The sequence below is a fragment of the Paenibacillus provencensis genome (genome assembly GCF_042678545.1).
Taxonomy (GTDB): Bacteria; Bacillota; Bacilli; order Paenibacillales; family Paenibacillaceae; genus Paenibacillus; species Paenibacillus provencensis.
Genome location: NZ_JBHTKX010000005.1, coordinates 209,195 through 222,383 on the forward strand (window position 1 = coordinate 209,195; position 13,189 = coordinate 222,383).

Annotated in this window: 12 protein-coding genes and 1 other annotated feature (1 of these 13 only partly in view); all 12 genes read left to right on the forward strand. The window is 46.2% G+C overall.

Going from position 1 to position 13,189, the window contains the following annotated elements; translation table 11 throughout:
• Positions 1–5, forward strand: a binding site (T-box leader); it begins 276 nt to the left of the window's first position.
• 63 nt (positions 6–68) lie between these two features.
• Positions 69–2,738, forward strand: coding sequence for a valine--tRNA ligase (locus ACFQ3J_RS22810; RefSeq protein ID WP_251584180.1), 2,670 nt, complete (start codon positions 69–71; stop codon positions 2,736–2,738).
• A gap of 80 nt (positions 2,739–2,818) precedes the next feature.
• A complete protein-coding gene (locus ACFQ3J_RS22815) occupies positions 2,819–4,195 on the forward strand; it encodes a bifunctional folylpolyglutamate synthase/dihydrofolate synthase (RefSeq protein WP_251584162.1) in 1,377 nt (458 codons plus the stop codon).
• Between the two features lie 4 nt (positions 4,196–4,199).
• Positions 4,200–5,570 (forward strand): UDP-N-acetylmuramate--L-alanine ligase, encoded by a 1,371-nt coding sequence (gene murC, locus ACFQ3J_RS22820; RefSeq protein WP_091161751.1) that lies wholly within the window; start codon positions 4,200–4,202, stop codon positions 5,568–5,570.
• Positions 5,571–5,699: 129 nt separating this feature from the next.
• Entirely contained in the window at positions 5,700–6,953 is a 1,254-nt protein-coding gene (locus ACFQ3J_RS22825; protein ID WP_251584163.1) for an SPOR domain-containing protein, read from the forward strand.
• A 120-nt stretch (positions 6,954–7,073) separates the two neighbouring features.
• Positions 7,074–7,316 (forward strand): DUF4321 domain-containing protein, encoded by a 243-nt coding sequence (locus tag ACFQ3J_RS22830; protein ID WP_047914296.1) that lies wholly within the window; start codon positions 7,074–7,076, stop codon positions 7,314–7,316.
• Positions 7,317–7,433: 117 nt separating this feature from the next.
• Positions 7,434–8,039, forward strand: a complete 606-nt coding sequence (locus ACFQ3J_RS22835) for a Maf family protein (RefSeq protein WP_251584167.1) — start codon at positions 7,434–7,436, stop codon at positions 8,037–8,039.
• Between the two features lie 62 nt (positions 8,040–8,101).
• The gene (gene radC, locus ACFQ3J_RS22840) at positions 8,102–8,791 is read left to right on the forward strand and encodes a RadC family protein (RefSeq protein WP_251584168.1); all 690 of its coding nucleotides are present in this window, start codon (positions 8,102–8,104) and stop codon (positions 8,789–8,791) included.
• A gap of 167 nt (positions 8,792–8,958) precedes the next feature.
• Positions 8,959–9,993, forward strand: a complete 1,035-nt coding sequence (locus ACFQ3J_RS22845) for a rod shape-determining protein (protein WP_091161744.1) — start codon at positions 8,959–8,961, stop codon at positions 9,991–9,993.
• A gap of 281 nt (positions 9,994–10,274) precedes the next feature.
• Positions 10,275–11,114: a rod shape-determining protein MreC gene (gene mreC / locus ACFQ3J_RS22850; RefSeq protein WP_311287685.1), complete on the forward strand. Its 840-nt coding sequence runs from the start codon at positions 10,275–10,277 to the stop codon at positions 11,112–11,114.
• A complete protein-coding gene (gene mreD, locus ACFQ3J_RS22855; RefSeq protein ID WP_091161741.1) occupies positions 11,114–11,647 on the forward strand; it encodes a rod shape-determining protein MreD in 534 nt (177 codons plus the stop codon). Before mreC ends, mreD begins: the two co-directional genes overlap by 1 nt.
• 79 nt (positions 11,648–11,726) lie before the next feature.
• Positions 11,727–12,389, forward strand: a complete 663-nt coding sequence (gene minC / locus ACFQ3J_RS22860; protein ID WP_091161739.1) for a septum site-determining protein MinC — start codon at positions 11,727–11,729, stop codon at positions 12,387–12,389.
• A 5-nt stretch (positions 12,390–12,394) separates the two neighbouring features.
• Entirely contained in the window at positions 12,395–13,189 is a 795-nt protein-coding gene (gene minD / locus ACFQ3J_RS22865) for a septum site-determining protein MinD (RefSeq protein WP_091161737.1), read from the forward strand.

Below are 13,189 nucleotides of genomic sequence, written 5' to 3' on the forward strand. Positions count from 1 at the left end.
TTTGAGGATGAAGGGTCTTTTTGTATTTTCAAGAATGTGTTAAACGAAGATAATTGGAGGAATGTATGATGTCAGAACCGACAGCAAATCCGAATCAGACGGAAATGTCGACAACTTACGATCCGCGTGCAGCGGAACAGAAATGGTATCCATATTGGATGAATAATGAATTTTTCAAGGCAGGTCAGCGCAAGGATGCCAAGCCTTTTACGATCGTCATCCCTCCGCCCAACGTTACGGGTATTCTTCATATCGGGCATGCACTAGACTTTACGCTGCAAGATATCATTATTCGAGCCAAAAGAATGCAGGGCTACGATGCACTCTGGCTTCCAGGCTCTGACCATGCAGGAATTGCTACACAAACGAAGGTAGAACAGAAGCTTAGAGAAGGCGGCGTGTCCCGCTATGATCTGGGCCGTGAGAAATTCCTTGAGAAGGTATGGGACTGGAAGGAAGAATATGCGAACACGATTCGTTCCCAATGGGCGAAGATGGGGCTATCGCTTGATTATTCCCGTGAGCGGTTTACGTTGGATGAAGGTCTGTCCAAGGCGGTTCGGGAAGTATTTGTTAAACTGTACGAAAAAGGGCTCATTTACCGCGGCAAACGCATTATCAACTGGGATCCTGCTGCACGTACGGCTTTGTCTGACATTGAGGTTGAATACAAAGAGGTACAGGGACATTTGTACCATTTAAAATATGAGCTAAAAGACGGAAGCGGATCGATTACTGTTGCGACAACACGTCCGGAAACAATGCTTGGGGATACCGCAGTAGCTGTACATCCCGAAGATGATCGTTACAAGGACATGATTGGTAAGACCCTCGTGCTTCCGATTATTGGTCGTGAAATACCGGTGATCGCGGATGAGTATGTGGACAAAACGTTTGGCAGTGGTGCTGTAAAAATTACACCCGCCCATGATCCTAACGATTTTGAAGTGGGTCTGCGTCATGATTTGCCGCAAATCACCGTGATGGATGAGTCCGGTAAAATGAATGAAGAAGCCGGCAAGTATCAAGGACTGGATCGCAGTGACTGCCGCAAGCAAATCGCTCTTGATCTCAAAGAATCCGGAGTATTGATTAACATTGAAGACCATACACATCAAGTTGGCCATAGTGAACGTTCTGGTGCGGTTGTAGAGCCTTACTTATCCACTCAGTGGTTTGTAGCCATGCAGCCGCTTGCGGAACGTGCAATTGAAGCACAGAAGAGCGGTAAAGGAGTTAACTTTGTTCCTGATCGCTTCGAAAGAACTTATTTACAATGGATTGAGAATGTTCGCGATTGGTGTATTTCCCGTCAGCTGTGGTGGGGACACCGCATTCCTGCGTGGTATTGTGATGCTTGTGGTGAAATTCATGTCAGCCGCGAGGATATGACAGCTTGTCCGAAGTGCGGATCGCAGGAGCTCCGTCAGGACGAAGACGTACTCGACACTTGGTTTAGTTCAGCACTGTGGCCGTTCTCTACACTCGGCTGGCCGGAAGAGACAGAGGACCTGAAGCGTTACTATCCAACCTCTGTACTTGTAACGGGATATGATATCATTTATTTCTGGGTAGCACGTATGATCTTTACCGCACTTGAATTTACGGATGAGATTCCGTTCAAGGATGTTCTGATGCATGGACTCGTTCGTGATTCTGAAGGACGCAAGATGTCCAAGTCACTGGGCAACGGAGTAGATCCACTTGAAGTTATCGAAAAATATGGAACAGACGCGATGCGCTACATGCTCTCTACAGGGATTACTCCAGGTCAGGATCTGCGCTTCCGCTGGGAACGTGTTGAGCAGGCCCGCAACTTTGCGAACAAGATCTGGAATGCCTCCCGCTTTGCGCTGATGAACCTGGAAGGCTTCAAGGTGGAAGACATTGATATTACGGGTGAGCTGACTACAGCGGACCGCTGGATCTTGCATCGTTTGAACGAAACAGCCAAAGACGTAACCCGTCTGATGGATGCATATGAATTCGGAGAAACGGGCCGTACATTGTATAACTTCATATGGGATGATCTCTGTGACTGGTACATTGAGTTCTCCAAGCTCTCATTATACGGTGAAGATGCGGATGCAAAACGCAAAACACAATCCGTTCTCGCCTATGTACTTGATCAGACCATGCGCCTGATCCATCCGTTTATGCCATTTATCTCCGAGGAGATCTGGCAGCACCTTCCGCATGAGGGCGAGACCATTACTTTGGCATCTTGGCCGGAATTCAATGAGGCCTTTGTTAACGATAAGGCCGTTGCCGAGATGAATATGCTGATGGATCTTATCCGTGCAGTGCGTAATATTCGTGCTGAAGTTAATGTTCCGATGAGCAAAAAGGTTGAATTGCACATTAATGCAAGCGGTCAGGACGGTCTGAATATTATTGACAACAACCTGATTTATGTTCGTCGCTTCTGTAATACTTCAGAACTATCTACAGGAACAGAGCTGTCTACACCAGAGAAAGCGATGACTGCTGTAATCTCCGGCGCCGAGCTGTATTTCCCTCTTGCAGGTTTGATTGACATCGATCAAGAGATTGCGCGTCTTACGAAAGAGAAGGAAACACTGGATAAGGAAGTAATGCGGATCGAGAAGAAGCTGGGCAACGAGGGCTTTGTATCCAAAGCACCTGAGAAAGTAATCGAAGAAGAGCGCGCGAAGCTTGCAGATTATTCTGATAAGCGGACAAAAGTGATTGCACGGATTGACGAACTTCAAAATTAATTAATAAGAGACGGCAGGTGTTCCTATTAACGTAAGGGATGCCTCTCTCTTACTTACTTTATACTTAGAAGGTGAATCATATGGATCGAACCACTGGAAATAGTACGGCTGCTCCGCTGAATACGTATAATGACGCGGTCGCTTGGATCAACAATCTTATTCCGTTTGGAATCAGACCTGGACTTTCCCGCATTGAATTGCTCTTGTCTAAGCTGGGTAATCCCCATAAACATCTGAAGTTTATCCATGTCGCAGGAACAAACGGAAAAGGGTCTACCTGTGCCTTTTTGACGTCGGCCTTAAGACAGTCCGGTTACGATGTAGGTACATTCACTTCACCGTATATTACCAAGTTTACGAATCGGTTTCAGTACAACGGGGATGACATCCCTGAAGAAACTTTACTGGTGCTTGCAAGACGCCTTCATCCGTTGGTAGAGGAAGTGGCTGAGACGGAGCTTGGGTCTCCCACTATGTTTGAGGTTGCGACGGCGCTTGCAATTCTGTATTATGCTGAGGTGTGCTATCCCGATGTGGTGGTATGGGAGACTGGACTCGGGGGAAGGCTTGATGTAACAAATATCGTGACTCCCATTATTTCCGTGATCACCAATATTGGAATGGACCACACAGATATTCTTGGAGATACGATCAGCCAAATCGCAGCTGAAAAGGCAGGAATTATTAAACCCGGCGTTCCTGTCGTCAGTTTAGTAGAGCAGCCGGAAGCGATTCAAGTCATTCGTGAGGTCGCAGAGAAACAGAAATCCACCTTATATCTTGCTGGTGACCAGTTTACCTATGAGCAGGTTCAGGTTAATAAGGATGGACAGAAATTGCATTTTAGAGGACCGTTTCGTGAACTTGATGTCGAGCTTACATTGCAGGGCAAGCATCAATGTGCCAATGCCGCTGGGGCTTTGATGACACTTGAAGTGCTGCGCCAATACATGGCGTTCTATATGGAAGAGGAAGATTTGCAGAAAGGTTTCCGACTTGCCTCTTGGGCAGGCCGTTTCGAGAAGGTGTCCGACGAGCCGCTTCTCATTCTGGACGGAGCACATAACCCTGAGGGGGCTGAGATGCTGGCACAGAGCATCAAGGATCTATATCCTGAGCGGAAACTAATTTTAATGATGGGCATGCTGAAGAATAAGCATCACAAATTGTATTTTGAGCATATACTGCCACTAGTGGATACGCTTATCCTGACTGAGCCAGATTTCCGACGTAAAATGGACGCGGCCCAGTTAAAAAATATGGTAGAAGAGCTTCGTCCATCCTATGCCAAACCAAACCTTGACATCATCGTAGAACCTTCATGGAAACAAGCATTGAGCATACTTAAGTTACGGACGGAAGCGGAAGATCTGGGGGTTGTGTCCGGCACATTATATTTAATTGCCGATGTAAGGGCCGCCCTTCTGCATCAAACCGATTCTGAAAAAGGTTGGTGAAAATTTGTTAAACACTTCGGAACATGTACATTTTATCGGTATCGGCGGCTATGGGATGAGCGCCATTGCAAGAGTTATGCTGGAAATGGGATATACCGTCACGGGATCGGATGTCGTATCCCAGGAGCTCACTGAAAAGCTTGCCGCTAAGGGAGCAACAATATATATAGGGCATACGCCGGAACAAGTCCATGGTGCGGATTTGGTTGTGTATTCAACAGCGGCTTCCAAGGACAATGTGGAACGCGTTGAAGCTGAGCAGCTGAACATCCCTATTCTTCATCGTGCTCAAATGCTTGCAAGACTACTGAATGAACGTAAGGGAGTAGCCGTTGCTGGTGCGCACGGTAAGACTACCACTTCTTCCATGATTGCGCTCGTTATGGAGGAGTGCGGCGTAGACCCGACCTATATTATCGGCGGAGAAATCATGAACCTTGGTACGAATGCCAAGGCGGGCAAGGGCGAGCATGTTGTAGCTGAGGCGGATGAGAGCGACGGCTCCTTCCTGCAGTATCACCCTTGGCTTGGCATCGTAACGAATCTTGAAGCCGATCATATGGAGAATTACAACAATGATTTTAATGAGCTGAAGAATGCTTACGTCAAATTCTTGAATCAAGTCAAGCCGGAAGGCTGTGCGATTGTCTGTGCAGATGATGAGAACATTCAGAGCATCATGCCACAGCTCAAATCCAACATCATCACTTATGCGATAGATGCAGAAGCAGATTATACTGCAACGGATATTGAGCTCGGCGATCGCCATATATCATTTACGATGAATCATCGAGGTGCACCTCTTGGAACCGTTGAGTTGTCTGTACCCGGGAGACATAATGTGAGCAATGCAATGGCGACAGTCATTTCTTGTCTCGAGGCAGGCATTCCGTTTGAGTCAATTGTGAAGGCAATTGTGAAATTCAGCGGGGCGAAGCGGAGATTTCAAGTATTGGGAGAAGCACGTGATATTCTCATTATTGATGATTATGCGCATCACCCAACGGAGATTGAAGCGACGATCAGTGCTGCCAAAGCGACAGGAAAACGGATTATCGCGGTCTTTCAGCCGCAGCGCTACACACGTACCTTCTTCCTGCTGGATGCGTTCAGCCGTGCATTTGGAGAAGCAGATGAGGTTATTATTACCGACATCTTCTCCCCTGCAGGAGAGAAACAGATTGAGGGTGTACATTCCTCCAAGCTGGTAGATTTGATCAAGCTCAACAGCAATCCAAATGCCGCATATATTCCTTCCAAAGAGGATGTTGTTAAGCAGCTCGAGCATCGTTTGCAGCCTGGAGATCTCGTTCTTACAATGGGAGCCGGAGATATTTGGAAGGCAGGCTATGAGCTTGCCAAAGGAATCAAGTAAGATCCGATTTACAGGTTTGTGTTATACCAAGCACCGTTTCTTTAATTACAGAAACGGTGCTTTTTTTGCATAACTCCTCTATTAAGCACATATAGCTGTTAGAAAGGACAAGAGGAGGGTGGTTTAGCCTTGAACAAAGCTAGAATGACATTTCGTTTCAATGAGGACAAGCCTGCAACCAAGCTCGAATCAGGCATAGTGAAGTCTGGCGATGAACAGAAGCTCAGCAAGGAGAGAACAACTGCGAACCGTTATGTAACAGACGATGTTCCTGCTGAAATGCCGCAGATCACCATCCCGCTGCAGACCGGGATGAGCCTTCCTCTTGACGAGCGGCAAGAAGAAGGTCGGACCGAAAGCTTCGCTATAGATGGTGCTTACGTGGATCGGAGAATATACGAAGATTGGGAAGAGCCTTTTGGATCTTATTCCTCTGTACCTATTATTGCAGGTCATGAGCACTACAAAGACCCGCAAGAGAAAGACAAGCAGCATCGTGATTCTTACGAGGAACTGGAGGATCAGGAGCGTTTCTATATGGATCATGCAAGTGAAAATTACACAATGTACCGGGGACCGCGAAATGTGTGGAAACTGGCTGGATCCATTATCGCTGCAGTCGTTACAGGTGTCATGTTCGGATTTGTTGCGATGTCCATGTTGAATTCTGAGAACACCTCAAACACAGTTTCGCCTGTAACAGTTCCTGCATCATCAGGTGTGACCCAAGACTCTACGGATCTTACAGTTACAGCGGCTGCAACCATCCCAGCTGTAACCTACTATATGCTCCAGTATGGAGTGTTCAGCAGTCCTGAAGGTGCTGAACAAGCCAAAGCGGAGCTCGCGTCAGCGGGTATAGCGGCAGGAAGCGATCCTTTGGATGAGCTGCGTGTGTATGCCGGAGTTTCAGCCGATCGTGAGGATGCCAAACTTATCAGCAATCAGTTAAGAACGGAAGGGGTAGAGCTGTACGTACGTGAGATTCAACTTCCTGAATTGACAAGCCTTCAGTTTTCAGGTGATCGGAGCACCGTTGCCGAGTTTTTTAGTTCCAGCCGGGCGGTTGCAGAAATATTGACCTCTTTATCAATCAGGCAGCTGGGTCAGCAGGAACAGAATGCACTGTCTGAAGCGGATATGAATGCTGTCACAGATGCGCATCAGTACTGGACAGGCACTGTAGCTAAGGTCAGAACCGGCTTGCCGGCGGAAAGTGAGTCTGTAGAGCTTCAAATGGAAGCCGCTATGAATACGGCAGTCACAGCTGTTGCAGAATATAATAAAAATCCTTCCAAAGAACATATTTGGAAAGTACAATCACAGATCATGAATTATATACTGCTCGAAAAACAACTGCTTGAAATCATCAAACAAGCATAGTATGTGCGCTTATCCGGCATGGGACTGGAAATAGTTCCCCATGTCGGATTTCTGTTTGTACTTACGTCTAGGTTCCCGTATAATAATGAAGGTGTCAAAATATGGCGAGGGAAGAGTAGAATGAAAAAAAACTTCGGAATATTCATCTTGTTTCTGCTCCTCGGTTGGTTGATTGGAGCATCCATATCAAAAGGCTTAGAGCAGTTTGAGGCTCTTTCTTTTTTAACGAATGCAACGACGATCAGCTGGTCGCCAAAGGCAAATTTCGACATCATTAGCTATCATCTTAACATTCAATTGAAGATCAGCCTGCTCAGTCTGTTAGGGGTTGTTTTTGCGATTTGGCTTTACCGGAAACTATAGCTTTTTATTATCACACAATTGATGTAGTACAGAAGCTTGAGCAGGAGTAACCACAGACTAAAAAAGATATGTAACACATGCGAATAACATTATCATTCTTACGAAGGAGTTCATCTCTTGAAAAAGCAGCGGATTATACTCGCCTCCACGTCTCCAAGACGCAGGGAACTAATAGCGACGCTTGGCCTTTCGTTTGAAGTTCGCCCTAGCCACGCCCCGGAAGATACACCAGAAGACTACACACCTCAGCAAATTGTAGAAGAACTTGCCTACCGCAAAGCAAAAGCTGTCTATGATTCTTATGATTCCGATCTGGCAGGAGCCATCATAGTAGGCAGTGATACGATTGTCGTGCTCGGCGGAGAAGTGCTTGGCAAACCAAAGGACGAGCAGGATGCTTACCGGATGCTGAGTATGCTTCAGAGCCGAACTCATGAAGTATATACGGGTGTTGCTTGTATATCAGGTGAGGATGGACGTGTAATTACGCGGCATCGCCGTACGAAGGTGAAGATGAAGAAGCTTAAACCAGATGCCATTCATGCATATATACGGACAGGCGAGCCTTCTGACAAGGCAGGCGCATACGCCATTCAGGGTTTGGGCGCAACATTTGTTGATTCCATCGAAGGATGCTATTTTAACGTGGTGGGTTTGCCGCTTTCTTTGCTTAGTGAACAACTGGCAGAGCTGGGCTTGAACATGCTATCCATAGACGAATAGTAAGCAAGTAAGAGTATTAAGAAGAGAACGGGTTCGTTTTTTTATGTGAAAAGAGGGAGAAGATGAGTTCGCCACAGTACATGCTGCGCGACATCCCCCAAGAACAGCGCCCGAGAGAACGCATGATGGAATTAGGGGCGGGTGCATTAAGTCATACTGAGCTTCTGGCGATCTTGCTTAGAACAGGAACAAAGCAGGAGTCGGCCATTCATATCGCTCAGCGCATTCTGAATGAAGCAGGGAGCCTTCGCAATCTGGTGGATATGAGCGTTGATGAGCTGTGTCAGCTCAAAGGCATTGGTCCCGCCAAAGCGATTCAGCTAAAGGCAGGAATTGAGCTCGGGCAACGGGTAATGCAGACCAGATTGGCTGAGAGGCCTGTCATTCGCAGTCCGAGAGATGCGGCTGATTTGCTTATGGAACAGCTTAGGTATCTGCAGAAGGAGCATTTTGTCTGTCTCTTCCTTAACACCAAGAATCACGTGATTTCCCAAGAGACGTTATCTATGGGCAACCTCAACGCTTCCATCGTTCATCCGAGGGAAGTGTTCCGGGCTGCCATGAAATGCAGCAGCGCCTCCATCGTATGCGCGCACAATCATCCGAGCGGTGATCCTGCCCCGAGTCCAGAAGATATACAACTGACGCGTCGTCTTGTCAAAGCTGGTGAAATTGTAGGAATTGACGTGCTTGATCATATCGTTATCGGGGACGGGAAATATGCAAGTTTGAAGGAGCAAGGGTTCATATAATATAATGTGGTACGTTAACGGTTTTTTTATTAAGCGTAAATAACAAGGAGCGTTTTCCTTCATCGCTTCGATCGCTTTTTTTGAATCGGATTATAATGACGCAGCTGCTAGGCTTAGTTATGGGACAGCAGCATAAATAATGCAAGTAAAGAAAGGGAGAAAATAGCATGTTAGGTGGCTTTACAAAAGATTTGGGGATTGACTTGGGAACGGCGAATACGCTCGTTTACGTACGGGGAAAAGGCATTGTTGTCAGAGAACCATCCGTTGTTGCATTACGTACAGATACACAGGTTATTGAAGCTGTCGGTGAATCTGCAAAAAAAATGATCGGACGTACTCCTGGCAATATCCGTGCCATTAGACCGATGAAGGATGGAGTTATTGCCGATTTTGATACAACGGCAACGATGATTAAATATTTCATTCGCCAAGCTCAGAAGCAGCGTTCCTTTTTCCAGCGTCATCCGAACGTAATGGTATGTGTTCCTTCTGGTATTACGGCGGTAGAACAACGTGCAGTAGAAGATGCTACGAAACAAGCGGGAGCAAGAGAGGCTTACACAATCGAGGAGCCGTTTGCTGCTGCGATCGGTGCAGATCTGCCTGTATGGGAGCCAACAGGCAGCATGGTCGTAGATATCGGCGGAGGTACAACAGAAGTCGCAGTTATCTCCCTTGGGGGCATCGTGACAAGCCGTTCTGTACGTGTTGCCGGTGATGAGATGGACGAGTCCATCATTCAGTACATCAAACGCCAATATAACCTGATGATCGGTGAAAGAACATCGGAACAGCTCAAGATGGAAATTGGTTCTGCACTTCCGTTGGAATCTGTAGAAACGATGGAAATTCGTGGACGTGACCTTGTTACCGGACTGCCGAAGACAATTACAATCACTTCAGATGAAATTAGTGAAGCACTTGCCGATACAGTGGGTTCCATTGTTGAAGCTGTTAAAGTAACCCTAGAGAAATGCCCGCCTGAGCTGGCTGCGGATATTATGGACCGTGGCATTGTGCTGACAGGAGGAGGAGCTCTGCTTCGTAATCTGGACAAGCTGCTTGCAGGTGAAACAGGAATGCCGGTTATCGTTGCTGAGAATCCGCTGGATTGTGTAGCTATTGGTACAGGCAAAGCACTTGACAACATTCATTTGTTTAAAACAAGAAGCAGTGCTGCAATCAGATCTAAACGTTAATATACGAAACTTTGAAAGTCACAGCTAAGCAGGCTGCATCCACCCGTGCTGGCCTCATAGCGATAAGGCATAGCTGCATAAGGAGATGCAGCTATGCTCCAGATTTTTATGATGTTGCTACCCATGGGATAGTAAGTCAGTAGTTTAAGGTTCGCACAGCTATAGGACCACTACGTACTTGCTTTCCCTTTTTAAGTGAAGCTTATAATCGGCTTAGCATCATAACGAAATAAGGATGTTAGAGGGTGTTGTAACTGTTTAAATGGTTAGGCAACAAGCGATTGTTTATTTTACTCGTTGGTATTATCATTTTTATCGCACTTATGGGTTTTACGGTAGGATCGAGAGCAGGCTTATCACTGCCCGAGAAGTTTACGAAAGATATGGTCGGATTCGTACAGCAGGTCTTCTATAAACCGACTTCCTATGTTGCTGGGTTCTTCGAGGATATAGCTAATCTTATGTCGCTGCAGGAAGAGAACGAGATTCTGAAAACCTCAGTCGCACAATATAAGCAAGAAGCGGTGAGATACGGGAATTTGGCAGAAACGAATCAGCGGCTTCAGGAGAATCTTGATTTCACCGAGGAACAAAAGAACAGACATAATTACAAGCTGCGGACAGCCCAAGTCATCAGTGTGAACTCGGATCCGAACAACAGGGTTTTGAACATTGATATTGGAGAGAATGCGGGGCTCAAGGTAGGGATGGCCGTAACGACGCTTGACGGGCTTGCAGGAACCATCAGCCATGTCAGCAATTTCACTTCTACGGTTACACTGTTAACGGCACTGGATCCAAGCTCAAGTGATGCTAATGCCATTGCAGCTACTGTGGTAGGCAAAGAGAATGATACTTTTGGCATGATTGAGAAGTATAACCCGCAAACGGGTTATCTGGAAATGACCAAAATCAGTGAGAACTCCAAAATTGCAAAAGAAGATGTCGTTATGTCCTCAGGAATTATCGAAGGATTTCCGAAATATATGATTATAGGGACAGTCAAGGAGATTAAGGAGAGTGAATTCGGGCTTGCACAAGTAGCCTATATTGTGCCAGCAGCGAACTTTACTGATTGGAAAGAAGTCTTCGTTGTTATTCCACCGGAGGTAACTCCATAGTGGCCGGGCGGAAGCAGTTACTGATCATTCTGTTGTTTGTGCTCTTTATTATTGAAGGGACTGTCGTGCCTTGGATCATCCCGGACAGCTGGCTTCCTCGAATTGGACACAATTTCGTGTTTATAGCCATTTTGTTCGTCACGGTATACTATCATCGCCATTCAGCCCTCGTGCTGGGAATTATATTTGGTTTGCTTCATGATGTGGTGTTCTATGGCCATATGATTGGTCCGTATTCCTTTGCAATGGGGTTAACAGCCTATCTGATTGGCTTGTTCTTCAAATCCCCAAGAGCTACGATGCCGGTCATGATGATGATGGTGATTCTGGGGAGTCTGCTGTTCGATACCATTCTCTTTTTTACCTATAAGCTATTCCGGCTAAATCAAGAATCTTACAATTGGGCACTGCTGGAATACATGATTCCAACCGTGTTTATTCATTTTATATTTGCATTGATTATTTATGTTCCGCTACGAAAGCAGCTTGATCGACTAACACGGCGTAGAGTAACAAAGAAGGATAAAGTGTAATAATATCTAACGCTTTTCAGGCAAAAAGAAGGAACTGCTGCGCTTCGGCACGAATGTTTGAGATGGGAGGGACAGGCTTATGACAGTAAAATCAAATCATGTGACGATCAAAGGCATCAAAGATGGCCTGGTATTCCTGATGGATGACGAGTGTGATTTGGAGGAACTGCTGAGCGAACTTCGCTTTAAGCTTGAACATAGCCATCAAAATATATTGTCCGGTCCTATTATTCATGTCGATGTAAAGCTTGGATCTCGAATTGTGACCGAAGAGCAGAAAGAAGAAATTCTTCATATTTTGAAGCAAAAAGGCAATTTGCTCATACGTTCCATTGAATCCCCGGACGCTGAACCGGATGAGAAAGGGGCTTCGGCTCTGACAACCATTACCGGTATTGTGCGTTCCGGTCAAGTGCTTCACCATGAAGGAAACTTGCTGCTTCTTGGTGATGTCAATCCTGGCGGTAGTGTGAGCTGCACGGGTAATATTTATATTATGGGTGCACTTCGCGGAATGGCGCATGCGGGAAACAAGGGTAATGAGGATGCAATTATATGTGCATCTTATTTTGCCCCGACGCAGCTTCGAATCGCAGAGGTTATCAGCCGTCCCCCGGATGAATGGGAGCAAAGAGAAGCAGGAATGGAGTTTGCTTACTTGCAGAACGGACAAATGCAGATCGACAAAACGAGCAATATCGTTCGGTTGCACCGTGATTTTAACGTGTTTAAAGGGGTGTAGCATACATGGGAGAGGCGATTGTTGTCACTTCAGGAAAAGGCGGTGTCGGCAAAACAACCACATCTGCCAACATTGGCACTGCACTTGCGCTGCTTGGTAAAAAAGTATGTCTGGTAGATACAGACATTGGCCTTCGAAATCTGGATGTCGTTATGGGACTCGAGAATCGAATCATCTACGATCTGGTGGATGTAGCAGAAGGCAGATGCCGATTGAACCAAGCCTTGGTCAAAGACAAGCGCTTTGATGAATTATATATGCTGCCGGCTGCGCAGACAAAAGATAAAAACTCGGTTACACCTGATCAGGTAAAGGATATTGTGCTGGAGCTCAAAAAAGATTTTGAGTATGTCATTATCGACTGTCCAGCAGGTATTGAACAAGGGTTTAAGAACGCAATTGCAGGTGCCGATCAGGCTATTGTTGTAACTACACCAGAGAATGCTGCAGTTCGTGATGCGGACCGAGTAATCGGGCTGCTCGAAAGCTCGCATGTCGGATCTCCAAAGCTGGTCGTTAACCGGATTCGGAATAATATGGTCAAAACCGGCGATATGCTGGATATCGATAGTATTTTACAGGTGCTTAATATTGATCTTATTGGGATTGTTCCTGATGATGAGCTTGTTATTAAAGCAGCCAATTCTGGTGAACCCACCGTGATGAATCCGAACTCGCAAGCTGCCATGGCCTATCGAAATATCGCAAGACGCATTCTTGGCGATACGGTACCGCTTATGCTGCTCGAACAAAAGAAAGGTGTCTTTACACGGTTTAAGAAGTTTTTCGGAATGGGTTGA